Source organism: Streptomyces sp. NBC_01233 (genome assembly GCF_035989305.1).
Taxonomy (GTDB): domain Bacteria; phylum Actinomycetota; class Actinomycetes; order Streptomycetales; family Streptomycetaceae; genus Streptomyces.
The window spans coordinates 4,853,418-4,878,483 of the sequence record NZ_CP108514.1; the positions used below are offsets into that span (position 1 = coordinate 4,853,418).

Below are 25,066 nucleotides of genomic sequence, written 5' to 3' on the forward strand. Positions count from 1 at the left end.
TCGGCGGCCCGCGACGGCCAAGGCGAGCATGGAGTGCGTGGGCCTCGTCGTGGGTGCCCGCGTCAACGGTCGGATGGCCTGCTCTTCGTGGGTTCTGCGACCTTCGTCACACCGGGCACACCCTCTCCACCAGGTCCGGGGCGACGGTGAAGGACACGATGGTGCGGGCCGGCCGGTCCTCCGAGAAGGCCGCGTTGATCTACCAACACTCTGATCACGAGCGGCAGAAGGAGGTGGCGGCCGGCCTTGACGGGATGGTGCAAGCGGCTCGCCAGAAGGCCGCCGAGCGGGCCTGACGGGGAGGATGTGGTGCGCAAGTGGTGCGCGCCTACCAGTCAGGGCTGGACAACGACGAAGGCCCAGGTCGCTGACCTGGGCCTTCTTGTCAGAGCGGATGACGGGAATCGAACCCGCGCTAGAGTGCCGGTGCCACGCTGGGTGCCGCGGGCCAGCTGCTGTTCGGCCCGCGCGGCCCCGAGAGCCGGATCGAGGACCTGCCCGCCGATTACCGGACGATCATGGAGATCGTCGCGGGCGGCGACGGCCCGCTGCAGGCCAAGGATGTGGCCCGCGCGCTGGGGCTGGATCCGGTGCCGACGAAGGTGGAGCCGGTGCGCGGCAAGCTGCGCAAGCTGGCCGAGCGCGGCTGGATCACCCGAACCCCCGCCGGACGCTACCTGCCCCGGTAGCCCGCGACCGGCCCTGCGCAACGGCCGGTCCGGGCCGTAACGCGCCTGCCTCCGGCGGGGGTTGGGAGGTGTGTGAAGACCAAGTCCAGCCCCGCCGGGGGCGACATCAGCCTTGTCTACTCCGTCCGCCTACCGCTGTCCACTGCCACCGTCAACCATGTGGCCTCTTTGATCCGCACCCACCGCGAGAACATCCGCTCGCGGTGGCGCACGCTGAACGACGGGCGGATCGCCGTGATCGTGCTCGCCCACCTGCGCAACGACGAGCGGCTGGCCGACCTGGCCGACGGCGCCTCGGTGTCGGCCTCCACGGTGCGGCGCTGGGTGCTGGAGGTGATCGGCCTCCTGGCCGCCCGCTCCCCGCGTCTGGACCGCGCGCTGGCCAAGGTGGCCAAGGACAGCGGGTGCGTGGTGCTGCTGGACGGCACGCTGATCCGTACCCGGCGACGGACCGGTCAGGCGAACCGGAAGAACTACTCGGGCAAGCACAAGGCGCACGGCCTGCTCTTCCTCGCCCTGACCGATGCGAAGGGGCGGCTGCTGTGGATCTCCTCAGCCCGTCGCGGCGCCTGCAGCGAGATCACGGCCGCCCGCTACGAAAAGCTGTGCGCGCGGCTGCGCGAGCTGGAGCTGGGAGCGGTCGCCGACCTGGGCTTCGTCGGCCTGGACGACGGCGACGGGGAACGGCCGGCGGTCATCACCGGGTTCAAGGCGAGCGGCGGCAAGCGCCTCTCCTCGCCGAAGAAGGTCGTGAACCGGCTGATCAGCAGCCTGCGGGCCCCGGTCGAGCACGGCTTCGCGAGCCTGAAGACCTTCCGGATCCTGACCAAGGTGCGCATGCACCCGCGGCATGCGACCGCGCTGGTACGGGCCCTGCTCGTGCTGACCCACCACCAGGTGGCCCGGTGACGGACGATCTCCCCGCCACGATCACCGTTCGAGGCTAGTTCTGCATGATCGCGATCGTGATGCCTGCACCGATCAGACAGGCGACAATCGTGACAACCAGACAGCCTGAGCAGCCGAACCGCTCACGAATCACGGCCGGGCCTAGCAACGCCAGACAGATTGCAGCCAAGCACAGGCCGCCCAAGACGATGAGAATGATGGTGTGCCCCCCGAATGCAGTTTGGATCGATGGTGCCATCACCGACCGCCCCGAACAACCGGTTCGCTCAAGCACCATGTAAGACAAGGATGTTGTGAGGTGACCCCCTGTGCCCACACTCCGGGGGTCACCTCAGTGGCAGTGGACAGCGGTAAGACCAGGATGAGGCAGCATGTGTCGGCGTACGGGCTGTAGTGCAGAGGTGTGTACGGGCTGATGTGCAGAGCTTGATCCTGTGTCAGCTGGCCGCAGTGATGCCGCCTTCGATGGCTGTGAGGCGGTTCTTCAGGCGGTAGCTGGCGCCGTTGATGGCGAGGATCTCGCAGTGGTGGAGTAGGCGGTCGATGATGGCAGTGGCCAGGACGTCGTCGCCGAAGACCTGACCCCACTCACTGAAACTCTTGTTCGAGGTCAGCAGGGTGGAGCCCTTCTCGTAGCGCTTGGAGAGCATCTGGAAGACGAGGTTTGCCTCGTCACGCTCCAGCGGGAGGTAGCCGACCTCGTCCACCACGAGAACGTGAGGCCGCAGGTAGGTGCGGAGTTTGCTGGCCAGGCGGCCGATGGAGTCGGCGGCCTTGAGCTGGCGGACCATGTCGTCGAGGGTGGTGAAGTAGATCGAGTAGCCGGCCCGGCAGGCGGCGACAGCCAGCGCGACGGCGATATGTGTCTTGCCGACCCCGGGCGGGCCCAGCAGCGCGACGTTGGACTTGGCCTCGACGAACGCGAGGGTGGCCAGGTCCTTGACCTTCCTGGGGTCGAGTTCGGGCTGGTAGGAGAAGTCGTACTCCTCAATCGTCTTGTGGTGTGGCAGGCGGGAGACCCGTAGCGCGTGGCGGAAGCGGCGTTCTTCACGGACGGCAAGTTCTTCTTCCAAGACCAGGTCGAGGAAGTCGAGGTAGGCCATCGACGCGGCGTCGGCCCGGCCGACGTGCTCGGCCAGGGCCTCGGTGAGGTGGGGCAGGCCGAGTTTGGTGGCGGTGGTGCGGATCCGGGCGGTGACCAGCTCGCTCAACGCATGTCCTTGGGGTCGATGGGGGCGGGGTTGAACGGGCGGGTGCCGGCGATCTGGTCGTAGAGGGCCAGCGGACGGGTGCCGACGTGGACTTGCGCGGCTCTGGCCCGGGTCAGCAGCGAGATCAGACCGCCCGGTTCCTCGGCGCCGGAGCGGGCCGGCCTGCTCACGGGTGGCGGAAGGTCGGTGGTGGTGGCGCGGGTGTGTCCGTCGGGCAGGGCCTTCCAGTGGGCCTCATCCACGATCCTCGCGCTGCGTCCGACCGCGCGGGAGTGCACGGCCAGCAGCGTGATGCCCTGCGCGTCGGGCACGGTGGAATGCAGGGCCACGGTGCCTGCGGAGGCTCTGACCTCGACGAGCTGGCGGTGGCGGACCTTGGTGGCGGGCACCGAGTAGAGGTTGGCGTCGAAGGCGACCAGGCAGTCCTTGGCCACGTGTCGCAGGTGCCGATCGGCCACGATGTAGGGCTTGGCGGGCAGCGCCCGCAGCGCGGCGTGATCCCGCTTGGCCCGCACGCCGATCACCTCGCCGTGGGTGCGGTGCGTACGCGCCCGGCGCTGGGGCACCCAGGCCATGAACGCCCCGTCCATGTCATCCAGGCTGGAGAAGGACCGCCCCGCGAGCACATGATCGCGGACGATGAGGACCTGGCGCTCGACGCGGCCCTTCCCCGTCGGCCGGTAGGCGGCCAAGACGTCGATGTCGAAGTCGTAGTGCCCGGCGAACGCCACGGCCTCCGGATGCAACGGGACCGCCTCGCCCGGGGCGACGTGACGGCGCACGACAGTCTTGGTCCGGTCGTAGACGATCACCCCGGGCGCCCCGCCGAAGTGCGCGAACGCCCGCCGGTGGCACTCGAAGAACGATGCCAGATTCTGGCTGGTGGTGAAGCAGCAGAACGGATCTCGGGAGTAGGACAAGGTCATGTGGAAGGAGTAGACCTTCGGGATGCCGACATGGGCCAGGATGTTGCCCTCGTCGCCCCAGTCGACCTGGGCCTGGGCGCCGGGCACCACCTCGAAGCGGCGGTGCAACTTCGCCAGCTCGCGCGGGGTATATCCCAACTCCTCGGCGATGCGGGGTCGGGCCTGCTGCACGTACATCTTGACGCGCTGGTAGTGGTGCGGGAAGGCATACTGCTCGACCAGACGCTCATGGATGACCGCGGCCTTCAGCAGCACCTCAGCCCGTAGCCACGCATCAATCACATGCGCCCACGGCTTGATCACCTGGTTGCCGAGATCCGAGCGCGGCGCCGGAGCCGGCGGAACCGGAGGACCGTCGCTCTCCAGATACTTCTTGACCGTACGCCAGTTCAGACCGGTCTCCCGAGCGATCTCCGAGATGCTCGCGCCCGCCTCATGCAGAGCCCGGAAACGCCGCAGCTCCAGCCACCGCCCCGGTTCCAGCAACATCCGACAGGCCCTCCTCGACGCTTCACAAGATCAGCGTCAGGCTCCTCTCATCGAGCCGGGCCCCACCCCGACACGCCGAGTCACCTCTGTAGATCAACCCGTACGCACCTCTGCATCAGAGCCCGTACGCCGACAGCATGCCCACCGCATGGTCTCGAAGTGGTCGGGGGACACCAGGCAGAACGCGCCTGCTGCGGTGACTCCCCTGCACAGTGGGTACTGGCCCACGGTGGTGACTTCCTGGAACAGGGGCGTGCTGTCGGTGAGGGCGAGGGCGCCCAGGGTGCCGAGGGCGAGGAGAGTGCGGGCCAGGCCGTAGCCGGCTCCCCAGGGGAGACTGATGGTGCGCTGCCGCATCAGCAGGTCACCTCCAGGATCATCACGCGCTCCGTGGTGTGCGACGTTGTCACCAGGTCTCGCCATGCGTAGGGGGCGCTCCTGAAGCAGGCCGATGGTCCCGCGCAGCGTTGGACGGGGCGTGTCGTTCGCGAGCCGACGGCTGGCCCCGCCCGCGTTCGTCGGCAGGTGTCGCTGCTGTCCGTGCAGTCGCGCCAGTCGGATTTCTGCGCGGTGGACAGCAGCAGGGCGACCTCCACGCCTTGTCCGCGTGACGCACGGTCAAATGGATAGAAACCTTCCGGTAGCCCCTCGTGTATTTCCGGCCATCCGGGGCGCCGAGTGCTCGAACGGCAAGATTTGAGAAGGCGCCGGGCCAGGTTTGAACGGCGAGGCCGAGGGACACGAAAGTCCGGCTCATGCGCCCGCTTGCTGCTTCGCGGCGAGAGCGTTGAGGAGCGCGGCGCCGCGTTCGGCATCGTCAATGCTCACGGCGAACTCGGGGCCCTTGCGGGGGTGGATGACCAGGCATTCACCGGACCGGAGCATGACGGTGGTTCCCAGCCCGCTGAGCCGGTAGCCCCAGCCGCCCACCTGCGCCGGCCTGCGGTTCTCCACGCGCGCCGAGACGATGTTGCCGGCCGTCCAACGGCGCGCCGGCCAGCCCAGGGGTCCGAAGGAAACCTCCAGCCCGGCCTCCGTCACGCGTGCTTGCACCGAGGCAAAGGCGAACATCCCGAGCGAGGCGAATGCGAACGGAGTGATCAGGGCCCACTCCACGCCGATCAGGCCGCCCGCGGCTGCCACAGTGCCGGCCGCGGCCACCAGGCCCGTGAGCACGCCGATGAGGTGGAGCCAGGGGTTCGACATGCGGGAGAGCCAGACGCGGCGCTCACCCGCAGGGATCTCCATGACGTCACCCTCAGGGAGCCGGATCGGCTCAGTCGGCAGCTCTGCCCGCCGACCGGCCAGCCAGCCGAGCGCGCCCGCCGCCACCGCAACGAGAGCCGTGATCGCCACTCCCGCGCCAACCGACGCAGCATCCTTCCAGTCGGTCCGGTCCAGGTTGGCCCGCACGATTGACGCCTGGGCACCTGCCAGGAACACCCCGCCGGTCAGCAGCGAAGTGCCCATCCAGGCTTCCGAGGGAGATCCTCCACGCCGGCCGGCGAAGGCGATGGACAGCGCCAGAACGACCCAGACCAGCGCCGGTAACAGCGCCGCTGCCCACAGGGGCATCGAGCCGTCCGGAGTCGCGCCGCCCCAGTGCGTGGCGAGCCGGTCCGGCAGGCGCCCGCTCGCGGCGAACGGAAGGGCGGCCAAGACGGCCAACACCCCGGCCACCCATGCCGCCGCCCCCCATCGGGCGCCGTTCTTCTTCATACGGTCAGTCACGAAAGCCCCCTGAACATCTCGATGAGATCGTTCTTGCTGTATCCGAGGTGTGCCGCGTCGGCCACCAACTGCCGTGCCCGTTCGAGCAGCTGCGCCCGCTGGTCGGCGGCCTCGGCAACGGTGACGCCGCGACCGCGCCGGAACTCCAGCACTCCCTCGTCGCGCAGGGCGCGCAGGCCGCGAAGAACGGTGTTCGCGTTCACGCCCAGCGCCCGGGACAGGTCTCGCGCCGGAGGCAGCCGGTCCCCCGGCGCGCACTCGCCCTCGGCAATGGCCCGTCGGATCGCCCCCGCTACCTGCTCGTGAAGGGGGCGACTGTCCGTGGTGTCCAGTCTCAGCAACATGATGCTAATGACGATAGCACTATAGATGTCATGTCGTATGGGTGCGCCGTGGACTTCGGAGACTCGGTGCGGCATTCGCGTCGGGGAACGGGCCTTGGGTAGCGACTGCTGTCTTTGGCGGAGGAGCGCGTCGGTGTGCCCCAACCGGCCCGTAGGGCCGTTCTTCCGCGAGGTGCGTGCCCTGCGCGACCACGCCTTCGAACTCCTCAAAAGGCGCCAGCCGCCGCAGTACATCCCGGACCTGTACGCCGGCGCCGGCGCGCTACGCGGCGTATTGGCGAACGCCGGCTTCGACCTCGGCCGCCACGGCGCCGTCGAGACCCGGGCCGCACCGCTTTCCTCTTCAATGAGCCGGCCGGCCACAGCGGCCTCCGGGCCTGGGTCCGGGGGCTCCGGATGCTGATCTCCTACCGGGACGGGCGCCTGGCCGACGCCGTACGACTCGCCGAGTCGGCTCGGCCTTCACGCCCGAGTCGGGTACCGCGCAGATCAGGCTGGAGAGCATCCAGGCGCGCGCGTACGGACTGAAGGACCTCCGCGCGGGGCAGTCTTCGGAGCGTGCCCCGCTGTTTACCAGCACTCCACCATGGAGCACCGGCGCAGGCTAGCCGCCGACATCGACGCCACCGTCCGGCTTGGGAATCACCCGGCACTTGGGCATCCAGGTGGCCTCTGACCTGCGGGAACGTCCGTGGAGGGCCTTGCGCTCAGGGGTCGTGGTCAACCTCTGTCGACCGCTGCTTACCGCCCCTACTGGCACGTTGTGGCACGACCCCCAGAGCACCTGAGGAGGTGCGACGGGTGTTGTGGCTCTGCGGGCGCGCGCCTGGCGCGTGGGTGGCACCCTCGCTCACGCGGCCGACCGTCGCCCCTGCGGTCGCACTCCGCGAGGTTGCCGTCGACCACTCGGCATCCGCCTCGCGCAAGGTGCGGGTCAGGCCACATCCCTGGCCACTCCGAAATGGCTCAGTGTCCTCGGCCGTCGAACCGGCCATTATGCACCGCATGGGGCGTACCGGGCCGAAGTCGCCCTGGTGGTGCTGTCGGATCACGAGTGGCAGGTGCTTTGTGCGTAGGGCCGCGGTCGGTGAACGACGCAGGATTTTGCACACCGGCGAGATTTGGATCTGCGATGCGGTCGCGCTGTACCGGTCGAGTCCGGGTGCGACGATCGGGTCGGTCGCGACCGATCTCGGGGTGAACACCGAGACGCTGCGGTACTGGATCCGGGCCGCCGACGGGCGACTTGAGCCGAGGCGGGCCCTGACGTCAGACCTCGTCTTCTGCGAGTCGGGCCAGATGCCGCGCGGGCTGCCGGCCGTCGCCGGCCATGCGCTGCATGCGGGCGGCCAACAGGGCCAGGGACGGGCGCCCACGAGCAGGCCTTCGCCAGCCCCAGACGAGGGTGCTGCCACAAGGAGGCGCTGCTGCCACTGAGGTGCGGCCCGGTACCGAAAAGGCAGGCACCAAAAATGCGGGCGCCGTCGGACGGCAGTAAGCTGCTGAAAGCTGGCCATTCGATTGTGCCGCACTATTCGGCGGTGCTTAAGGCGGGCTTCTTTCGGCGCTGCCGGGCCCCGTATCCAGAGGGCTACAGCGCCCCCCTTGCGAACCGGCACGCCCCCCGGGGAGACCGCGATTCCCCGGCCTGGGTTCGAAACTGAGACCCCGGCCGCGCGGGCTGACGTTCTTTCACCCACTTCAGGTGGCCAGGTGGAGGCAGTTGTGAACATGCTTGCACGGAACGCAAAGAAGCAGCTGGCCGTCTCGGCGGCGCTGCTGTCCGCCGCTCTGATGGCGACGGGCGCGTCATCGCAGGGCGGCTCGCTATCGGTTGCGACGTCTCAGTCCGCCCCATCCCCGCCGTCGCCGAACCCGGAAGTGGCGAAGAAGTATCCGGGCTGCAACGCCCACCTGCATGACGGCGATACCGCCAAGATGACAACGATCACCAACACCCGTGGGGTCAAGTACGGCGAGTTCAGCCTCATCTGTGGCCCCGGCGTCGCAAGCATGTACAACACGACGTCCATGAACAACCCGGAGAATCCCGGTGTTCCGAACCCGAACACCCCGGACTCCGCACCCCTCGCCCTCTGGAACAAGTCCTCGCAGGACTCTCTTGCTCAGGACTACAGCGTGCCGAGCGTGCTCAAGAACGGCCCCCGCTTCTGGGTCAGTGACACGCTCAAGCTGCCCGTCGGTCCGACACTGAACTTCGGCGGCACCTATGCCCGCTGGTTCGCCTACCCGCAATACCCGCCGGACATCTCCAACATTTTCGGAAACCCGAAGGGTGCGTACAAGCAGACCACCATCCAGCGCGATTCGGTCATCGGATTCAACGCGGGCACGAAGATCTTCGTTCTCGTTGACCCCGACAACAATCCCTACGTCATGCAGGCAGGATCCTCGCAATTCGACACCAGTGAGACCATCCAGAGCCTTGAGCAGCCGGACTTCGCGAGCAAGCTTCACCTGCCGAGCGGCTGGCAGTACAAAGTCATCACGATCACGAAGCCACTGACGATTCAGGCCATTGACGGAAAGGCAACCGTCACGACCGACTATCTGGCCAACACCTACGACTCCTGCACCTCTCCCTCCACCGCAGCTTGCAGCTACAACCCGCTGACCGGCCAGTAGATCCTGCACTGGTGTGAACGGAAATGCCCTGTCGTAACCAGCCACCGCCGACAGAACGGACGCGCCTCTTGGCGGAGTACGCGCAGGTGTAGATGGTCAAGGCGAAGGAGGCGGACCGAATGCCCCACATCGGACACGGCAAGGCGATGGCCACGTCGGCGCAGCCCCCGGAGGAGATCGGCCGGGCGGGCTGGCTCTTCATCGGCGCCGCGACGATGGCGGCGGGAGCGTTCTTCCACGCCATTGCGGGCGCTGTGGAGATCGTCAGAGAGATGCTGGGAGACGAGCTGCCGGCCGCGCCCGAACCGGGTACCGAGCCGGCCCGGCACCACAGGGCTGAACCCCAACTCGACGGGTGGATCGTCCTCGGCGCCGTCGTACTGGGGACGACGACGCTCTTCCACGCCGTAGCGGCTCTGGTGAAAGTCATCAAAGAGGCACGTAAGGCACGCCCCGAAGGAACAAGCGGGTAGGCCCGTGCTTCACGGGTGCTGTCCTGGACCGGCCGGTCCGAGGTTCAGCAGGTGGCTGACCGACTGCGGATGGGCGAGGACCGGCACAGAGGCAACGCGCCAAGGGCCGGCTGCACGGCGCTCGGCATTCTCGCCCGCATTGGGCTTCCCCCGGGTCAGGACTCGAACGAGAGGTGAGCACCATGTGGGGCTCCCACACCACGGCAAAGACACGACAGGGGTGGCGGTAATGAAGCGGGACGGCGCGCGTTCCACCGGCACCGTACTGGAGTCTGCGGGACATCTCCCCCACGACCTGTCGGTGCTCACCACGAAGGTGGCGACGAGAGCCGGACGGGCTTTCCACGCCGTGCGGCATCCGGACGCTCTTGCCGACCGCGCGCGGAAGATGCGCATGGCGGGCCCCATGCTGCGCCAGGCGGTGAAGCCCCTGCTGACCGGGCACGTCGACTGGCGGGCCGAGTACGCCTACACCGCGGGCGTCCAGGCCTTCATCTACGGATTCCCCTACATCTACAACGCCCAGCTCCGCCATGACTGGGTGACCAACAAGCGCGACGTCAGCGTGGTCCCCTACGCCGCCGTGAACCACTTCTGGCACGCATCGCACCTGATGGACGCCACCTACAGGGACGGCGGCTGCCCCAACAACGACACCCTGTACTCCCTGGCCTGGCTGGACCTCACGAAAGAGCCGATCATCCTCTCCCACCCGGACATGGGCGAGCGGTACTTCACCTTCGAGCTCATGGCCTTCACCTCCGACACCTACGGCTACGTCGGGCAGCGCACCACCGGCAGCAAGGCGGGAAGCTTCGCGATCGCCGGACCAGGCTGGCACGGCGAGCTCCCGTCGGGCGTCAGGGCGGTTGCGCCGTCCCCGACGCCGTGGGTCCTCTTGCTGGGCCGCACACTGGTGGACGGTCCTGCGGACGTGCCCGCCGCCCGGGCTCTGCAGGAGGACTACCGATTGACCCCGCTCGGTCTGTGGGGAACGGGCGGAGCGGGGACGGGCGAGCGCCGCGAGGTCTACGCGCCTGCGGATACCTCCAAGGACCCGCTGGCCCCGTGGAAGACGCTGAACGCGATGCTCACCGAGAACCCGCCGCCACCCCATCACTCGCTGGTCCTCGACCAGTTCGCCAGAATCGGAATCGGGCCGGGCCTCGATGTCGAAGCGCAACCCGCCCAGGTGAAGCAGGGCCTGATCCGGGCCGCGGCGATCGGCATGGGACTCCTGCGTGCACAGTTCGTCAGCGGCGACTGGACGACGCGCGTCAACGGCTGGCGCTACCCTCCGGCCGAGGAAGGCCGCTTCCGGGACGACTTCCTGCAGCGGGCCGCCGACCAGTCCCTGGCCGGCATCACCGCCAACTTCCCCGAGGAGGCCGTCTACCTGCTCAACTTCGAAGATTCCGAGGGGAACGAGTTCGATCCCGACGGCCGATACGAGCTCCACTTCGAAGCCGGCGACGTGCCGCCGGTGGACGCCTTCTGGTCGCTCGCCGCGTACACCGCGGAAGACCTCAACCTCATCGCAAACCCGGCGGGCCGCTATTCGATAGGTGACCGCACCCCCGGTCTCCAGCGAGACGCCGGAGGCGGACTGACCATCCACCTGCAGGCAGAGTCCCCCGGTAGCGACAGGGAGTCGAACTGGCTCCCCACCTCCGGATCGGACAGGTGGTTCGTGATCCTTCGCCTGTACTGCCCCCACCCGGATGTGATCACCGCCTCATGGCGCTGCCCGGGCATCATCAAGGTCGCCTGAGCGCCCCCACCAGCGACACCGCAACCGGTCGAACAAAGTCAGTGGCACCGCCACACACAGCGGGAAGAGCGTGCGATGAAGCTGTCAGCGAAGCTGCCCCCGGACGACGCCAACGCCACTCTCACGCACTTCGATGAGACCCGCGGTGAGCGCTACGCCGAAATCTTCCTGATCGGCGGCCACGCGATCACCGGACATCTGGTCGCCGGGATCTACAACACCGTGGGCCTGAACAGCCCGACGGGCACGGGAGACTCCTGCCCCCAGGCACTGCTGGACAGGGTCGACGTAGCGGCTCTCAAAGAGCAGTACGAGCTCATCAGCGCCTTCAAGAACGGCCCGAGACTCTGGTGCCTGGACTGGGTCGAGGTCCTGGCCGGCGCGGAACGCGACTTCAACGGGCTGAAAGCCCGCTGGGTCATGTGGCTGGACGTGCCCAAGGAAATGCGCAAACACCAGGACGTCGCCTACAAGCAGATCAGCGGGAAGCGGGACACACAGCTCGGGATCCGCAAGGGCTCCCCGGCCTTCATCCTCGACGATCCGCAAGGCGACTCCTGGGTGATGAAATCGGCCGGCCTCATCGTGGACCCTCACCAGACCTACGGCAGCCTCAAGGACCTCGGCAGCCGTCTGCAGCCGCCCTCGGGCTGGGCCTTCCGGACCGTGGCCCTCGAAGAGGACCTGGTCCTCACCTCCGACGACGGCGCCGTCAAAATCACCCAGGACGAACTCGGCAACACCTACGACCGGGTCGGCGGCCCGTACAGCAACTACACGCCGTAACCCCTCTCTCGTCCCAAGGATCCCTACTGGCGTCGGGCGAGGAGCGTCAGGCGATTCCCGTCGTTGCCGAGGCCGTAGATCAGAACCAGCACCCGCGAACGGCACCTCGCCATCCCGGAGTCGGGGCGCTCCCGCCGGAGGCATCGCCGTGGCGTGAGCTGATCCGCTGCCCTGAACCACCGCGGGCTCTCCCATCAACGCAGAGCCGAGAGGCCTGCGGCCGGCACCCCGGGCTGGAGTGGGGGCAGACAGGAGCACACGTCCGCGCCGTCGGGCCGCGCTCGCCGCGCGTGCGCGGCGGGTGCCTTGACGAATAGGGAAGCTCTTACCGTGCCGCCGGGCCCAGAGCGAGAAGGGTTTGTAGGCCATGGCTTTCCGGGCATGCAAGGTCGCGTGGGCTTCGGCCTCATCGGTGATGCTGCCATTCATGAGCCGTTCCGCGTCGGCCTCGGCTTGTCTCACCTTCTGGGTTGCCCAACTTCGGCCAGGATGCGTGCCCAGCGACTGTGCAAGGCTGGTGGTCGGAGTCCGTTGAGGGACCCGCTCCGACGTGCGAGGAGCGGACTGTCGTGGGCACGGCAGCTGTCGTCGCCCACGGGGTCGGTCGCCGCAGTGACCGGCGCGAGGACCGCCGGGACGACCGCGAAGACCGCCGGGACCGGCGCTGATCCGGGCCTCCCCGCCGGCGCGAGCCGAACGAGAAGGTGGCCGGTGTCCGCCGGGACCAGACGGGCCCGCACCCCTGTGGACTGGCGCGCGGGCCCTGAGAGGTCTAGACAATGAACAAGCCCCAGGTCGCTGACCCGGGGCTTTGTCGTGGAGCGGATGACGGGAATCGAACCCGCGCCATAAGCTTGGGAATCTACGACGTGCAGGGCATCCATACGGCATCTGACCTGCGGAAACAGTCTACCGAAAGAGCTGCCTCGAGGGTCCGCCCATACCGGTATTGACCGCTGTTCGCCGCTCCGAAGGGCACGGATAGGGTACGCGTCCGTTGGTCTGGGTCGTGCGGCACATCCCCAGCCTCGGTGGTTGCGCCTTGCCTCCTGAAAGCGTGAGGCTTGACGCAAGGGGATCTGGGTAGGAGACTGCTTGCGTGTTCCCTCCTGATTTCGTGAGGGGAGGCGCAAGGAGATGGTCATGGAACTGCTGTCGGTGAAAGAGGCTGCGGCCCTGCTCGGGGTGGATGATTCCCGTGTCCGTCAGTTGCTGCATGACGGGAAGCTGCAAGGGCAGCGAGTCGGTGGTCGTTGGCTGGTTGCCGGGGACAGCGTCCGGGATCGCAAGGACCGGGGCCCTCGTTCGCGGAGACCGCTGTCGGCCCGCAATGCATGGGGCGTTCTGGCGGTGCTGGACGGCCATCAGCCGGTGAGCCTGTCCGATGCCGAGAAGTCCCGGGTGAGGACGCGGTTGCGGAACCTCCTTGCCCACGGGCAGCCAGCTCCGGCCCTGCTCCAGGAGCTTCTTGCCGCCCGCGCCGAGGTTCGCTCGTACCGCGTTCATTCAGGCGTACTGCCGGTTCTGCTCGCCGCTCAGGATGTGGTGAGGGGGGGAGTGAGCGCCGCGGCGCAGGCGGGGGCGGACTACATCGCTCTCGGCCGTGCGGAGATCTACGCACATCCCGACAGGGTCGACAAGCTGGAAGCTGAGTTCGGCATGGTCCGTGATGAAGAGCGGGGCAATGTCTCGGTCCGAATTCCCCCGGCGGAGATGTGGTCGTTCCTGACCTCAAGGTCTGAGACGCCTGGGCAGGGCCATGACGCCCCCGCCTCAGTAGTGGCGGCCGACTTGCTGGACTGCCACGAGGGCCGAGCCGACGCTGCTGCAGCTGGGTTGCTTGAGCCTCTGCTGACTCGCTACGCACAGCCTCGGAGGGTGTGATCATGGCAGCTGATTTGCCCGACGTGCGACTGGAGTCGGACCTGTTCACCGGTCCGCTGGTGGAGTTGTGGGGCGTGCTGTTCGACCTTTCGGAGCAGGTACCGGATGCCTGGTCGCTGATCGGTGGGCAGATGGTGCTCCTGCACGGCCTGGAGCACGGTCGGACCCCACCGGCGGCGAGCGCCGACCTGGATGTCCTGGCTGACGTGCAGTCGGACCAGCAGAGCTTGCGCCGTTTGGTCGCGGCGCTGGAACGGCTCGGGTTCTCCCCCGCCGGCATGTCGCCGCAGGGCAACCTGTTGCACCGCTATCAGCGTGGTGTGGAGCCGCAGCGACGGTTGGTGGTGGATCTGCTGGCGCCTGACAACCTCGGCCCCCGTGCAGACCTCACGACGACGCCGCCCGGCCGCACACTGGAGGTGCCGGGCGGCCGGCAGGCCGCGCAGAGAACCGAGGCTGTGAGTGTGCAACTGGGGCCGCGGACCGGCCGGATCCGTCGCCCCAGCCTGTTGGGGGCGATCGTGGCGAAGGCTGCGGCGGTGAGCATCAAGACCGCTTCACCGGAGCGCCACTACCGCGATCTGGCGTTCTTGCTCTCGTTGCCCGCCAATCCGCTGCAACTCAGAGATCAACTCGACAAGGGCGACCGTAAGAAGCTCGCGTTCGCGAAAGCTCTGCATGATTCGCAGCATGCCGCGTGGCGTCAACTGCCCGACGAGAGTGTGAGGGCTGACGGCCAGGCCATGTACGCATTCTTGTCTCCGTCTGCGTGACGTGAGGGCGGCCGAGCGCCCGTGACCTCGTCGCCGTCGAGGTGGTGCGCAAGCTGTGCGGACTCCTGAACCGGTCTAGACAACAATGAAGGCCCAGGTCGCTGACCTGGGCCTTCATTCAAGAGCGGATGACGGGAATCGAACCCGCGCTATAAGCTTGGGAATCTATGGCGCTCAGAGTGCCGGTATGGCCTCTGACGCGTAAATAGCAGCAGGTCAGGGTGGGTGTGGGCAGGGCTGGGTGCCCGGTGGCCGTTGAGGGCCGCCGGGTGTCTGGTCTGCCGGTCAGGCGGCGGTCTCCCTGGGGTTGAGGGTGACGGTGTAGCCGAGTTGGTTGAGCTGGCCGATGGCCCGGCGGGTGGCGCGTTCGGGGTCGCGTTGGGTGAAGTAGCTGCCGCCGAGTTCTTGGTAGGCGGCGTTGTCGGTGAGCATGTGCCAGATCGCGGTGATGATCGAGTGCTCGACGGCGACCAGGGCCCTGAGCGGGCCGCGGCGGGCGGTCAGGCGTTTGTAGCGGGCGGCGAGGTAGGTGTCCTTGGTTCTGACCGCGCCGAACGCGGCGAGCCCGGGGGCGCCTTTGAGGTAGGGGTTGCCGGGCCGGACCTTGGTGTTCTTGGTGCGGCCGGCGGATTCATGGTGGCCGGGGCAGACCCCGGCCCAGGACGCGAGGTGCTTGGCGGAGGCGAACCGTGTCATGTCCCCGCCGGTCTCCGCGATGATCACCTCGGCGGTGGCCTGGTTGATCCCGGGGATGGTGTCGAGCAGGTCGAGGGCGCCACGAAAGGGCGACATCGCCTCCTCGACCCGTCCGCTGATCTGGTCGATCATCCCGGTGAGCTGGTCGTACTGGTCCAGATGCAGGCGGGTCAGGAAGGCGTGGTGTTCGCGGAAGCGTCCGGTCAGGGCCTCGGTGAGTTCGGGGATCTTGCTGCGGAGCTTGCGTTTGGCCAGGTCCGCGAGGACGTGCGGGTCGGCTTCGCCGCGGATGAGGGCTTCGAGCATGGCCCGGCCGGAGACGCCCATGATGTCGGAGGCGACCGCGGACAGCTTGATTCCGGTGTCCTCCAGGAGTTTCTCCAACCGCTGGTCCACACGGCTGCGTTCGCGGGTGGCGGTGGTCCGGGCGCGGGTGAGGTCTCGTAGTTCGCGGATCGGCTGGGGTGGGACGAAGGAGGGCCTCACCAGGCCATGGGCGCCGAGCTGGGCCAGCCAGGCCGCGTCCGAGACGTCCGTCTTGCGGCCGGGCAGGTTCTTGACCTGCCGCGCGTTGACGAGGATCACGTTCAAGCCCTCGGCCAGCACGTAGTAGAACGGCTTCCAATAGTCCGAGGTCGCCTCGATCACCACCAGGGTGACCTCGGTGGCGAGCAGGTGATCCCGCAGGTCCAGGACTGCGTTCGAGGTCGATCCCCACGTCGTGGTCTCGGCCGTGAAGGACCCCCGCCGCTTCGTACTGGGGGTGCGGACGCATACCTTGGCGTCCTTCTTGCTGATGTCGAGGCCGGCGCAGCGTTCGTGCAGCACGTCCACGGTCTTGCTCCCTCCCTCGCCGGACAACCGGGTATGCCGTTCCGGGAGGGCCAGGGTGAATCAGGAATTCTGACGCACGTGCTTCACAGCAACACTCCACGGTTCCCGTCTCGGCGACGGGTGAAAACTGACCGCTGAACGGCGGATCAACGGTGACCCACCTCGCGATCGTCTGATCATCCTGATCTTCATTGAGGGTCAGGAGGAGAGGGTGATTTCCGTGGAGGACTGGGCTGAGATCCGGCGACTGCACCGGGCCGAGCACATGCCGATCCGGGCGATCGCCCGGCATCTGGGCATCTCGAAGAACACGGTGAAACGCGCCCTGGCCACCGACCGGCCGCCCGTCTACCAGCGTCCGCTGAAGGGCTCGGCGGTGGACGCGTTCGAGCCCGCCATCCGCGAGCTGCTGAAACAGACCCCGACGATGCCCGCCACCGTCATCGCCGAGCGGATCGGCTGGGAGCGCGGGCTGACGATCCTCAAGGAGCGCGTGCGCGAGCTCCGGCCGTCCTGCCTGCCGGTCGACCCGGTCTCGCGGACGGTCTACCAGCCCGGCGAGCTCGCCCAGTGCGACCTGTGGTTCCCACCGGTGGACATCCCGCTCGGCTACGGTCAGTCCGGCCGGCCTCCGGTCCTGGTCATCGTCTCGGGGTATTCGCGGGTGATCACGGCCCGGATGCTGCCCTCCCGGCAGACCGGCGACCTGATCGATGGACACTGGCGCCTGCTGGCCGACGGCTGGGGAGCCGTCCCGAAGATGCTGGTCTGGGACAACGAAGCCGGGATCGGCAAGGGCAGGCTGACCAGCGAGTTCGCCGCGTTCGCCGGACTTCTCGCCGTGAAGGTTCACCTCTGCCGGCCCCGCGACCCGGAGGCGAAGGGCCTGGTCGAGCGGGCGAACGGCTACCTGGAGACCAGCTTTCTGCCCGGGCGGACCTTCACCGGCCCGGACGGCTTCAACACCCAGTTGACCGCCTGGCTGCAGATCGCCAACCGGCGCCAGCACCGCGTCATCGCCGCCCGGCCGGTGGACCGCTGGGAGGCCGACCGCGCGGCGATGCTCGCCATCCCGCCGGTCACCCCGCCGCACTGGTGGCGTTTCCACACCCGTATCGGCCGAGACCACTACATCCGCGTCGACACCAACGACTACTCCGTCCACCCCGGCGCCATCGGCAAGAGGGTCATGGTCCGCGCCGACAACGAGGAGGTCACCGTCATCGCCGGCAGCGACATCGTGGCCCGACACGCCCGCTGCTGGGCCAAACACCAGTCGATCACCGACCCCGACCACGCCGCCGCGGCCCAAGTTCTGCGCGGCGAAGTGATCCACCAGCGGGCGGCCCGCGCGGCCGCCGCCCGGGCCGCGGTCCTGGCCCCGGACAGCCTCGGCATCGAGGTCGAGCAACGCGAACTGGGCACCTACGACCGCATGTTCACCCTCATCGAGGGCGGCGCCGGAAAGGAGGACACCTGATGACCCGCACCGCCACGAAGACCACGGCCGACAGGGCGAGGACGGACGGCCAGGCGACCCGAACCGGCCGGCAGACCGCCGCCGACCTCGCCTTCCTCGCCCGCGCCCTGAAGGCACCCGCCCTCCTGGACGCCGCCGAGCGCCTGGCCGAACGTGCCCAGGCCGAGTCCTGGACCCACACCGAGTACCTGGTCGCCTGCCTGCAACGCGAGGTCTCGGCCCGCGACAGCCACGGCGGCGAGGGCCGCATCCGCGCCGCCCGCTTCCCCGCCATCAAGACCATCGAGGAACTCGATCTCACCCATCTGCGCGGCCTGACGCGCCAACAACTCGCCCACCTGGGAACATTGGACTTCATAGCGGCCAAGGAGAACGCCGTCTTCCTCGGCCCGCCGGGCACCGGCAAGACCCACCTCGCCACCGGCCTCGCGGTCCGGGCCTGCCAGGCCGGCCACCGCGTCGCGTTCGCCACCGCCGCCCAGTGGGTCGACCGCCTCGCCGCCGCCCACCAGACCGGCCGCCTCCAGGACGAGCTGGTCAAGCTCGGCCGCTATCCGCTGATCGTGGTGGATGAGGTCGGCTACATCCCCTTCGAGGCCGAGGCCGCGAACCTGTTCTTCCAGCTCGTCTCGAACCGCTACGAGAGGGCCAGCGTGATCGTCACCTCGAACAAGCCCTTCGGACGCTGGGGAGAGACCTTCGGCGACGAGACCGTCGCCGCCGCCATGATCGACCGACTCGTCCACCACGCCGAGGTCCACTCCCTCAAAGGCGATTCCTACCGCATGCGGGGCCGCGAACTTGGCCGCATCCCCACCGCCACCGACAACGACTGACAAGACCACCGACGACGCGAGGGTCAGAACTCAACCGCCCAAACTGGGTCACGGTTCAGCCGCCGCCGACATTCCCGTGGACGGCCCCCAGCACCACGCTGACCTGCGAGCTCACGGGCATCACAGAGGCATCGGTTTCGGCCGGAACGAACACCCCAAGGTTCCCGAACCGGTACCAGCCCCCGGCAGGGCAGACAGAAGCACCCCCGGCGCGCGCCCGGGATTTACCACGCCCCCGGCGCGCACCGAAGGTGCGCTGGATCGCTGACCTGCAAATATTGTTTGCTGGGTGGCCTGCTGCGAGGGTGCCGCTGTACCCCTGTCGACCACTGTTCACCCCTCCGAAGGGCACGGATGGGGCACGGGTGGAAGGCCCCTGCGAGTACTACCGAAGGTGGCTGCGATGCGAGCGTCGTGACCGTCGTATGGCGATGAAGGCCACGTCGGCCACGACGAGCAGGATGGCGATGATCAGGAGATAGAGCATGCCCTCCACCACCGCGCCGATGAGTCCCACGATGACGGCCACGAGAAGCAGGAACAGGAAGATCGCCATTGCGAGCACCTCCTCTGGCACGGGGCTCGGGGCGGTCAGCGGCGCGCGAGCTTCCGTTCGCCGTGGGCGCCGGGCTGGTAGGCCATCTCGTAGTGCTTGAAGATCGCTTCTTCCTGCTCGGCGGGCAGGATGTCATCAGTGCCGATGGCCGGGGCCTTCTTCACGACTGCCTTGGCGTGCGCGATCTTGACGTAGCCGGGTCCCACGATCGCCTCGTCGAGAGGAACGAAGACCAGGCGCCGGCGGGTGGGCAAGCCGGTGAGGACGGTGGCCATGGCCGGTTCGTCGGTAGCGGTGTGCACGTAGATCGCTTCCAGCGAGCCGATCCTGTGTCCTTTTGGGTCGACGACGTCGCAGTCGCGCCACTCGCGGATATCGGCTGAATGGATCATGCCCTGCTCCCTGCGGCGCGACGAGGGTGCCACAACGGCCCCGGCACATTCACACGCCGGGGCCGCCCTTCCGGGCGCTGCACGTGAGAGTGCACCGACCCATTCATCATGGTATGCCCCTGGTGCTTCTCCGGCACCAGTGATGTTTCGCGGCGGTACAGGCCACCTATCGCCGTGAGAATCCTGGCAGCAGCGCGCCCGAGCGACGCTTCCGCCCAAGGGCGCGGATGGGGCCCGCGCCCTACGGCCGTGCGACGCGCGTTATTCCACAACGTTGGCGTCCTGGTCAGGTCCTCCCCCGTACCGGAGGTTTCCACGGCTAGCCTCCGCATCATGCTGCGTATCGCCGACACTCGCACCGGCCGCCTCGTGGAGATCCCCTCCGCACACCGCCACCTGCTGCGCATCTGCGTCCACCTGCCGGTCATCGACACCGGGATCGGCGCGGTGCACCTGCGGGCGCCCCTGGTCGGCGACGTACTGGCGCGCACCGCGGAGCTGCATGGGCTGCAGTCCGTCACGGTCCTCGCTACGCCGGACCTGCCGCCTGAGCCGGCCCAGACGCTCGAACGGGCCATGGCCGTTCTCGGCATCCACCCGCCCGCCACCGTCGGCGTTCACCATCTGACCGAGACGATGTGCGCCGCTGCCGACGTGCACGTGCTCGCGTACGGCACCTCCGTGCAGGACGCCGTCGGCGGGGTCCGGATCGACGTGGGCCAGGTCAGCCCGGCACCCCCGGACGGGGGCGTCCCAGGCCGTGGCCACCTCCTCGCCTCGGATCTCCCGGACGCATTCGCCCCGGAGGGGACCGACCCGCTGGCTGTGAGGATGCTGTTGCTCGGCCACGCCCACAGCACGCCGGTCACGGTCACCAGCGCCGCGCTCGACGAGGCTCGGCGGATGCTGAGGCACTGGCGGCAGCAGGTGGCCGACTGGGCACAGGAGCCGTCCAAGCCGATCCCCGCCGACGTGCTGCGACAGGCCCATGCCGCGCTCGCCGATGATCTCGGCGTCCCAGCTGTCCTGGACATGCTGGTCAGCGTGGCGAAGCGCGCCGATGTGCCGGCCGGTGCCAAGTTCGAGACGTTCGCCTTTCTCGACCGCGTACTCGGGCTGGACCTCGCGCGCCAGGTCGGCCACCAGCACCCGGCGACGCCATGACTTCGGGCACCTTGCGGCGGCTGGTCGTCCTGCGGCACGCCAAGTCGGCCTGGCCGCCGGACGTGGCCGACTCCGAGCGGCCACTCGCCCCGCGCGGCTGCCGTGACGCCCCGGCGGCCGGCCGCTGGCTGCGCGAAGCCGACTGTGTTCCCGACCTCGTCGTGTGTTCCCCTGCCCGTCGCACCCGCCAGACGTGGGACCTCGTCGCGGCCGAGTTCGGCGCCGGCACTGCGGTGATCCACGAGGAACGCATCTACCGGGCGAGCGCCGGGGAGTTGCTCGACGTCGTACGAGAGATCCCCGCGCAAGTACGGACGCTGATGCTGATCGGGCACAACCCCGGCGTGCAGGAGCTGGTCCTGCTGCTTGCCAGTGAGACGGACGGCTACGCGCTGGAGCAGACCCGTACGAAGTTCCCGACATCCGCGATCGCCGTGCTGCGCGTGCCGGGGCCCTGGTCGTCCCTTGAACCTGATGCCGCCCGGCTGACCGACATGGTCGTGCCCCGCGGTGCGAACCCCTGTGCGAACCCCTGACGGGGCGGTCCCGACCGGTGCCGAAGGAGAGGTGCCGCGGAACTCGCCGAGCGTCTCGCGGAGTTGGGGCAAGCAGAGGGCGGGCATGCCCTGAGAGGTCTGAACAATCAAGAAGGCCCAGGTCGCTGACCTGGGCCTTCTTGGAAGAGCGGATGACGGGAATCGAACCCGCGCTATAAGCGCGGGAATCACTCGGCACTTGGGTCCAGCTATAGCTGCTGACCTGCGGAAACGGTCGCTGGTGGCTGTGTCGTGGGTGCTTCTGCGGCCCCCTTGTTGACCGCTGTTTACCGCCCCTGCTGGCATGTTGTGGCACGGACTCCTGTGTGACGTCAGGGGCGACGCCGCTGGGGAGGGTGCCCGGCCGTGCGGGTGTCGGCTTGGCGTGCCGCCGTTTACGCATCCGCTCCGAGGGCTTCGCCGGACCGGCGGCCAGGCAGAACCGAGAAAGCGGGGATGGATCACTCCTACGGGCGCGGCTACGGACGCGTCCTCTCAACGGTTGCCCACGGCGGAGCACCCGGTTACAGTTATTTCAGATGCATTCTCGCCGGGGTCAGTGATTGGAGGCGGCCATGGCTCGTTCCAGCGTTCTTGCCCATGCTGGGAAGGTCGAACCGAACCCCTCGCACCAGGGCGCGCTCGCTGCTGCTGCTCGGATGACGCCGGACTCGGTCGAGCTCTTGGTGCGCACCCCGGACGGCGGCGAACTGACACTGCCGAGGGAGCTGGTCCGCGTCCTTCTGGCCTCGGCCGGTGAGCTGGCGCGCGGGCATGCGGTGACGGTCCTGGCGTCCGAGGTGCAGTTGTCGCCTGCTGAGGCGGCTGAGCTTCTGGGCCTGTCTCGGCCGTTCGTCGCCCGCTTGCTTGACGCCGGCGACATCCCCTCGATGAACCTTCCCGGCAGCAGTCACCGCGTGGTCCGCCTTGCGGACGTGCTGGCATTCCAGCGGCAGCGTGAGCGCCGCAGGGAGGGGCGGCGTCAGATCGCTGACGCCTTGGAGGGCTCCGACCTGCCGTATTGACGTGGGTGTCACCGGCAGTTGTTAAGGAGGAAGAGGGGAAGCGTGGCAGCGCGGGTCTTTGTGGACACCAACGTCTTGTTTCCGTTCTCGGTGATGGACGTGATGCTGGCCCTCACGGAGGACTCCATCCACGAGATCGTGTGGTCCGAACGACTGCTCGCGGAGTGGGAGCGGGTCATCGTCCGGGAGGGAAGGCGTTCGGCGGAGTCGGCTGCCGCAGTTGTCCAAGCCGTTCGACGCTTCTTCGCCGACTGTGAGATCCCGGCGGCGGCGTATGAGCACCTTGTGGATGAAATGCCGGGCGATGACCCCGATGATCGGCACCATGCTGCGGCAGCGGTGGCTGCAGGAGCGGACGCGCTGATCACATGGAATCTCGCAGACTTCCCTGCCGGTGACTTGGCTGAGCATGGAGTGCGGGTGCTCGACCCGGATTCCTATCTGTGCGGGCTGTATGACGAGTTGCCGCACGAGGTGGCGCAGACGGTGGTCAGGCTCGCCGGAGAGAAGCGCAACCCGCCCGTGACGATTGTCGATGCCGTTGCCCGACTTGCGAAAGCCGGCTTGCCGCGCTTCGCGGACCTCCTGACGCATTACCTCGGACATTGCACGAGGTGATGCGGGCGCAGGTGGTGGGCGACGGCGAGAAAGGTCTAGACGACGAACAAGCCCCAGGTTGTTGACCTGGGGCTTCGTTGTGGAGCGGATGACGGGAATCGAACCCGCGCTATAAGCTTGGGAATCACCCGGCACTCCCACCCGAATATTCCCCTGACCTGCGAGAACGCTGCTACAGGTGATCCTTCGGCGGGTTGCGGGAAGACCCCTAGAGACCGCTGTTTACCGCCCTGACTGGCACGTAGTGGCACGCGCGGTCTCCGTGCCCGGGGTTCTCGGCACGCATGGCCGAGTTGAGCAGGTCGCCTGAACCGCCTAGCTGCTCCGAGGCATGCTTGCAGTGCCATTCCCACTGCTCGTGTCCCGGGTTGCGAGAGACTCCTTGACCGCTTCGAGTGTTGCTACCTGTCGCAAGAACAGCGTGGTGACTCGCCGCAAGTCTGCGACGTCGTGGGCGTTGACGGCCTCGGCGATACCTGCCTCGGCGCGAGCCCGCTTGGGGGCTGCCGCTGCGAAGTACTCGGCGAACTCGGCGAGCTCGGGAGCAAGCTCGGGCAACATCTCCCAGGCGCTTCGAATACGCGGACGACGTCCGGGGATCCTCTCCGGTCGCCCCATGGCCGCGAGTACCGCTGCTGCCGCGCGTAGCGCCGAAAGATGAAGTACCGCGTACTGCTCAAGAGGGTCATCAAGGTCACCTGCAACTTCCAGACCTTCGCGGGCCTTCGCGAGCATGGTTGCCGCTCCTGGTGAAGAGCGCAGTGGTCGTGGCCGGTGGTTCCTGATCGACGGAGGCTGGTCCTCGCGGTCTGTCGTCCGCGCGTACACCAAGACTGGTCCCCCGAGACGTCTTGGCGAGGAACGCATCTCGTCAGAGCCAGACGAATCTTCATGCACGGGTGAGAACGCCAAGGCATGCAGCAGCCACGAGCCGAATGACCGATTTCCCTGTCTGTCTCCGATGGGGCGCTGAGCGACGTGCGACTCACGTGTTTCGAAGGGAGGGGACGTGCGCGCGATATTTGTCAGCACTTGAGCTGCGAACGATTTAGAGCGCACCGATCTGTCCTCCTTGCGGGTCTGGAAGGGCCCCTGCCCCCGGTTCCAGGCGGTCTACTGCGGGGGGCGCTTCGACAGCCTGGTGAGACAGTCCCTGCTTGGCCAGTTGCTGCAGGATCTTGGGTGCAGCTATGCCTACGGTGACTGCGGCCAGTGCCCCAGCAACCTGCTGGGATGCCGCGAAGGCTGCTGTCAGGCCGGTGCCTACCCCCAGCCTGATCACTAGCGCCACGAGGTAGGGGGCCAGGGCCGGCTGCCCCTTCTTCTTCCATGGCCAGCCATCGGTGGTGTGGATGGCCGTGTAGAGATCCAGCCCCTCGATCAAGGCCGCACCTAAGAGGCCCCAAAGGCACGCCTCTACTACGGGCATCTGGCCACGACTCCCCCCAGCTCTGTGCGCACCGACGCCGAGGAGGTGATCTCCCCGCTGGCGACTGTTCAGAATGACAGGTCCCCGGTCTGGACCGGTAGGACTTGGGGACATCTGTCTGAGAAGCAACGGGAGACTGCAGAACTCATCCTTGGCTGCGGCCTCGGCGGGGTCGCTGGTGACTGGTCAGCCTTCAGCAACCATCTGATTCCGATCGCCGTATGGTGAGCTGAGCTGAGCTGAGCCAGTGAAGGAGTGGACCGTGGGTGCTGGGGGGACCGCCTTGCTCGTGGCGGTGGTCGGTGTCGCAGGAACGTTGGGGGCGGCGTTGCTGACTCAGATTCGCGCTGACCGCACGAAACGGATGGAGTTGCAGTCGGCAGCGACCCAAAGGCGTGAGGAGCGCGATCACGCAGAGGCGCTGAGGGCGGCGGAGCGGACGGAGAGGCGCACTGAAGCTGACGAGGTATTGAAGCGCTCCTGCTATATCGCGCTCAATACTGCTTCCCGTCAGTATCTGACTGCCCAGGTGGATCTCTTGTACGCCCTGCGAAAGCGTACGGGGGCCGAAGCCGCGATGGAGGGATTGGAAACCCGCCGTGTGGTGCACAGGGAGAGTTACGCCGAGGCCCAGATGATTGTCCCAGCTGCCGTCCTGGTAGGGGCTGGGGCCGCGAGTCGCCGACTCAACGCTGCCTATGGTGAACTGAAACGAATTGCGGCTTCTAGCGTGCCTACCTCTGAAGATCTGTCCCGATTCGAGGATGGCGTTGATGGCGCATGGAGCCTTCTCGCGCATATGCGGCAACTTATGCGTGACGACCTCGGTGTTGATGCCGCATCTGATCTTGATGTTAGCGCCTGATCG

At 67.7% G+C, this 25,066-nt stretch carries 29 protein-coding genes and 1 pseudogene; 18 read left to right on the forward strand and 12 right to left on the reverse strand.

Annotation, left to right across the window (positions count from 1 at the left end):
- Positions 1-92: 92 nt before the first annotated feature.
- The 3 genes and pseudogenes from OG332_RS22935 to OG332_RS22945 all read left to right on the forward strand — a co-directional run.
- Positions 93-296 (forward strand): annotated as a pseudogene (locus OG332_RS22935) (tyrosine-type recombinase/integrase); the annotation flags it as partial.
- A 222-nt stretch (positions 297-518) separates the two neighbouring features.
- Positions 519-689, forward strand: coding sequence for a hypothetical protein (locus OG332_RS22940; RefSeq protein ID WP_327415226.1), 171 nt, complete (start codon positions 519-521; stop codon positions 687-689).
- A 72-nt stretch (positions 690-761) separates the two neighbouring features.
- Positions 762-1,598 (forward strand): transposase family protein, encoded by an 837-nt coding sequence (locus OG332_RS22945; protein WP_327415227.1) that lies wholly within the window; start codon positions 762-764, stop codon positions 1,596-1,598.
- A 34-nt stretch (positions 1,599-1,632) separates the two neighbouring features.
- Here the strand turns inward: OG332_RS22945 and OG332_RS22950 are convergent, their stop codons facing one another.
- The 7 genes from OG332_RS22950 to OG332_RS22975 form a co-directional block, all read right to left on the reverse strand.
- Positions 1,633-1,875 (reverse strand): hypothetical protein, encoded by a 243-nt coding sequence (locus OG332_RS22950; protein ID WP_327415228.1) that lies wholly within the window; start codon positions 1,873-1,875, stop codon positions 1,633-1,635.
- A gap of 160 nt (positions 1,876-2,035) precedes the next feature.
- Positions 2,036-2,809 carry an IS21-like element helper ATPase IstB gene (gene istB / locus OG332_RS22955; RefSeq protein WP_327411911.1) on the reverse strand — a complete coding sequence of 258 codons (774 nt, stop codon included), beginning with the start codon at positions 2,807-2,809 and terminating at the stop codon, positions 2,036-2,038.
- On the reverse strand, positions 2,806-4,224 hold the full coding sequence (istA, locus tag OG332_RS22960; protein WP_327411910.1) for an IS21 family transposase: 1,419 nt from the start codon (positions 4,222-4,224) through the stop codon (positions 2,806-2,808). The genes istB (OG332_RS22955) and istA (OG332_RS22960) overlap by 4 nt, the downstream gene beginning before the upstream one ends.
- Positions 4,225-4,317: 93 nt before the next feature.
- The gene (locus OG332_RS22965) at positions 4,318-4,581 is read right to left on the reverse strand and encodes a hypothetical protein (RefSeq protein WP_327415229.1); all 264 of its coding nucleotides are present in this window, start codon (positions 4,579-4,581) and stop codon (positions 4,318-4,320) included.
- Positions 4,581-5,039, reverse strand: a complete 459-nt coding sequence (locus OG332_RS47870; RefSeq protein ID WP_442816196.1) for a hypothetical protein — start codon at positions 5,037-5,039, stop codon at positions 4,581-4,583. Before OG332_RS47870 ends, OG332_RS22965 begins: the two co-directional genes overlap by 1 nt.
- Complete coding sequence (locus tag OG332_RS22970; RefSeq protein ID WP_327415230.1) at positions 4,978-5,955, reverse strand: DUF1648 domain-containing protein; 978 nt, start codon at positions 5,953-5,955, stop codon at positions 4,978-4,980. The genes OG332_RS47870 and OG332_RS22970 overlap by 62 nt, the downstream gene beginning before the upstream one ends.
- The gene (locus tag OG332_RS22975; RefSeq protein ID WP_327415231.1) at positions 5,952-6,299 is read right to left on the reverse strand and encodes a GntR family transcriptional regulator; all 348 of its coding nucleotides are present in this window, start codon (positions 6,297-6,299) and stop codon (positions 5,952-5,954) included. Before OG332_RS22975 ends, OG332_RS22970 begins: the two co-directional genes overlap by 4 nt.
- Before the next feature lie 133 nt (positions 6,300-6,432).
- Here OG332_RS22975 and OG332_RS22980 point away from each other — a divergent pair, with 133 nt between their 5' ends.
- The 8 genes from OG332_RS22980 to OG332_RS23010 all read left to right on the forward strand — a co-directional run bounded on the left by OG332_RS22980 (position 6,433) and on the right by OG332_RS23010 (position 14,632).
- Entirely contained in the window at positions 6,433-6,702 is a 270-nt protein-coding gene (locus OG332_RS22980) for a hypothetical protein (protein ID WP_327415232.1), read from the forward strand.
- A 698-nt stretch (positions 6,703-7,400) separates the two neighbouring features.
- Positions 7,401-7,736 carry a transposase gene (locus OG332_RS47875; protein WP_442816369.1) on the forward strand — a complete coding sequence of 112 codons (336 nt, stop codon included), beginning with the start codon at positions 7,401-7,403 and terminating at the stop codon, positions 7,734-7,736.
- 288 nt (positions 7,737-8,024) lie between these two features.
- Positions 8,025-8,945, forward strand: coding sequence for a hypothetical protein (locus OG332_RS22985; protein ID WP_327415233.1), 921 nt, complete (start codon positions 8,025-8,027; stop codon positions 8,943-8,945).
- Between the two features lie 119 nt (positions 8,946-9,064).
- Positions 9,065-9,418 (forward strand): hypothetical protein, encoded by a 354-nt coding sequence (locus OG332_RS22990; protein ID WP_327415234.1) that lies wholly within the window; start codon positions 9,065-9,067, stop codon positions 9,416-9,418.
- Positions 9,419-9,647: 229 nt separating this feature from the next.
- Positions 9,648-11,189, forward strand: a complete 1,542-nt coding sequence (locus OG332_RS22995; RefSeq protein ID WP_327415235.1) for a DUF1254 domain-containing protein — start codon at positions 9,648-9,650, stop codon at positions 11,187-11,189.
- A 75-nt stretch (positions 11,190-11,264) separates the two neighbouring features.
- On the forward strand, positions 11,265-11,975 hold the full coding sequence (locus OG332_RS23000; RefSeq protein ID WP_327415236.1) for a hypothetical protein: 711 nt from the start codon (positions 11,265-11,267) through the stop codon (positions 11,973-11,975).
- A gap of 1,143 nt (positions 11,976-13,118) precedes the next feature.
- Entirely contained in the window at positions 13,119-13,859 is a 741-nt protein-coding gene (locus tag OG332_RS23005; RefSeq protein WP_327415237.1) for a helix-turn-helix domain-containing protein, read from the forward strand.
- A gap of 2 nt (positions 13,860-13,861) precedes the next feature.
- A complete protein-coding gene (locus OG332_RS23010; RefSeq protein ID WP_327415238.1) occupies positions 13,862-14,632 on the forward strand; it encodes a hypothetical protein in 771 nt (256 codons plus the stop codon).
- A 285-nt stretch (positions 14,633-14,917) separates the two neighbouring features.
- Here the strand turns inward: OG332_RS23010 and OG332_RS23015 are convergent, their stop codons facing one another.
- On the reverse strand, positions 14,918-16,162 hold the full coding sequence (locus tag OG332_RS23015) for an IS110 family transposase (protein ID WP_327415239.1): 1,245 nt from the start codon (positions 16,160-16,162) through the stop codon (positions 14,918-14,920).
- 211 nt (positions 16,163-16,373) lie between these two features.
- On the opposite strand from OG332_RS23015, the gene istA (OG332_RS23020) reads away from it, so the two are divergent.
- Both istA (OG332_RS23020) and istB (OG332_RS23025) read left to right on the forward strand, forming a co-directional pair.
- Entirely contained in the window at positions 16,374-17,642 is a 1,269-nt protein-coding gene (gene istA / locus OG332_RS23020) for an IS21 family transposase (protein WP_327414335.1), read from the forward strand.
- Entirely contained in the window at positions 17,642-18,478 is an 837-nt protein-coding gene (istB, locus tag OG332_RS23025; protein WP_327415240.1) for an IS21-like element helper ATPase IstB, read from the forward strand. The genes istA (OG332_RS23020) and istB (OG332_RS23025) overlap by 1 nt, the downstream gene beginning before the upstream one ends.
- A 385-nt stretch (positions 18,479-18,863) precedes the next feature.
- Here the strand turns inward: istB (OG332_RS23025) and OG332_RS23030 are convergent, their stop codons facing one another.
- Together OG332_RS23030 and OG332_RS23035 are read right to left on the reverse strand one after the other, a co-directional pair.
- The gene (locus OG332_RS23030) at positions 18,864-19,034 is read right to left on the reverse strand and encodes a hypothetical protein (protein ID WP_327415241.1); all 171 of its coding nucleotides are present in this window, start codon (positions 19,032-19,034) and stop codon (positions 18,864-18,866) included.
- 35 nt (positions 19,035-19,069) lie between these two features.
- Positions 19,070-19,426, reverse strand: coding sequence for a PRC-barrel domain-containing protein (locus OG332_RS23035; RefSeq protein WP_327415242.1), 357 nt, complete (start codon positions 19,424-19,426; stop codon positions 19,070-19,072).
- Positions 19,427-19,759: 333 nt separating this feature from the next.
- On the opposite strand from OG332_RS23035, the gene OG332_RS23040 reads away from it, so the two are divergent.
- From OG332_RS23040 to OG332_RS23055, 4 genes are all read left to right on the forward strand, one after another.
- Positions 19,760-20,590, forward strand: coding sequence for a hypothetical protein (locus OG332_RS23040; RefSeq protein WP_327415243.1), 831 nt, complete (start codon positions 19,760-19,762; stop codon positions 20,588-20,590).
- Positions 20,587-21,126, forward strand: coding sequence for a SixA phosphatase family protein (locus OG332_RS23045; RefSeq protein WP_327415244.1), 540 nt, complete (start codon positions 20,587-20,589; stop codon positions 21,124-21,126). The genes OG332_RS23040 and OG332_RS23045 overlap by 4 nt, the downstream gene beginning before the upstream one ends.
- A 575-nt stretch (positions 21,127-21,701) precedes the next feature.
- Complete coding sequence (locus OG332_RS23050) at positions 21,702-22,151, forward strand: helix-turn-helix domain-containing protein (protein ID WP_327415245.1); 450 nt, start codon at positions 21,702-21,704, stop codon at positions 22,149-22,151.
- 42 nt (positions 22,152-22,193) lie between these two features.
- A complete protein-coding gene (locus OG332_RS23055; protein ID WP_327415246.1) occupies positions 22,194-22,769 on the forward strand; it encodes a PIN domain-containing protein in 576 nt (191 codons plus the stop codon).
- Between the two features lie 315 nt (positions 22,770-23,084).
- Here the strand turns inward: OG332_RS23055 and OG332_RS23060 are convergent, their stop codons facing one another.
- A complete protein-coding gene (locus OG332_RS23060) occupies positions 23,085-23,504 on the reverse strand; it encodes an SAV_6107 family HEPN domain-containing protein (protein ID WP_327415247.1) in 420 nt (139 codons plus the stop codon).
- A 313-nt stretch (positions 23,505-23,817) separates the two neighbouring features.
- On the reverse strand, positions 23,818-24,153 hold the full coding sequence (locus OG332_RS23065; protein WP_327415248.1) for a hypothetical protein: 336 nt from the start codon (positions 24,151-24,153) through the stop codon (positions 23,818-23,820).
- A gap of 292 nt (positions 24,154-24,445) precedes the next feature.
- Between OG332_RS23065 and OG332_RS23070 the strand changes: the two genes are divergently transcribed.
- Positions 24,446-25,063: a hypothetical protein gene (locus tag OG332_RS23070; RefSeq protein WP_327415249.1), complete on the forward strand. Its 618-nt coding sequence runs from the start codon at positions 24,446-24,448 to the stop codon at positions 25,061-25,063.
- Positions 25,064-25,066: the final 3 nt, after the last annotated feature.

Bases quoted from the DNA above. Each gene is read 5' to 3' on its own strand.
- OG332_RS22940 (WP_327415226.1), top strand. From the start codon at position 519: ATGGAGATCGTCGCGGGCGGCGACGGCCCGCTGCAGGCCAAGGATGTG.
- OG332_RS22950 (WP_327415228.1), bottom strand. From the start codon at position 1,875: ATGGTGCTTGAGCGAACCGGTTGTTCGGGGCGGTCGGTGATGGCACCA.
- istA (WP_327411910.1), bottom strand. From the start codon at position 4,224: ATGTTGCTGGAACCGGGGCGGTGGCTGGAGCTGCGGCGTTTCCGGGCT.
- OG332_RS22965 (WP_327415229.1), bottom strand. From the start codon at position 4,581: ATGCGGCAGCGCACCATCAGTCTCCCCTGGGGAGCCGGCTACGGCCTG.
- OG332_RS47870 (WP_442816196.1), bottom strand. From the start codon at position 5,039: ATGCCGAACGCGGCGCCGCGCTCCTCAACGCTCTCGCCGCGAAGCAGC.
- OG332_RS22975 (WP_327415231.1), bottom strand. From the start codon at position 6,299: ATGTTGCTGAGACTGGACACCACGGACAGTCGCCCCCTTCACGAGCAG.
- OG332_RS22990 (WP_327415234.1), top strand. From the start codon at position 9,065: ATGCCCCACATCGGACACGGCAAGGCGATGGCCACGTCGGCGCAGCCC.
- OG332_RS22995 (WP_327415235.1), top strand. From the start codon at position 9,648: ATGAAGCGGGACGGCGCGCGTTCCACCGGCACCGTACTGGAGTCTGCG.
- OG332_RS23000 (WP_327415236.1), top strand. From the start codon at position 11,265: ATGAAGCTGTCAGCGAAGCTGCCCCCGGACGACGCCAACGCCACTCTC.
- OG332_RS23005 (WP_327415237.1), top strand. From the start codon at position 13,119: ATGGAACTGCTGTCGGTGAAAGAGGCTGCGGCCCTGCTCGGGGTGGAT.
- OG332_RS23010 (WP_327415238.1), top strand. From the start codon at position 13,862: ATGGCAGCTGATTTGCCCGACGTGCGACTGGAGTCGGACCTGTTCACC.
- istB (WP_327415240.1), top strand. From the start codon at position 17,642: ATGACCCGCACCGCCACGAAGACCACGGCCGACAGGGCGAGGACGGAC.
- OG332_RS23030 (WP_327415241.1), bottom strand. From the start codon at position 19,034: ATGGCGATCTTCCTGTTCCTGCTTCTCGTGGCCGTCATCGTGGGACTC.
- OG332_RS23035 (WP_327415242.1), bottom strand. From the start codon at position 19,426: ATGATCCATTCAGCCGATATCCGCGAGTGGCGCGACTGCGACGTCGTC.
- OG332_RS23040 (WP_327415243.1), top strand. From the start codon at position 19,760: ATGCTGCGTATCGCCGACACTCGCACCGGCCGCCTCGTGGAGATCCCC.
- OG332_RS23045 (WP_327415244.1), top strand. From the start codon at position 20,587: ATGACTTCGGGCACCTTGCGGCGGCTGGTCGTCCTGCGGCACGCCAAG.
- OG332_RS23050 (WP_327415245.1), top strand. From the start codon at position 21,702: ATGGCTCGTTCCAGCGTTCTTGCCCATGCTGGGAAGGTCGAACCGAAC.
- OG332_RS23060 (WP_327415247.1), bottom strand. From the start codon at position 23,504: ATGCTCGCGAAGGCCCGCGAAGGTCTGGAAGTTGCAGGTGACCTTGAT.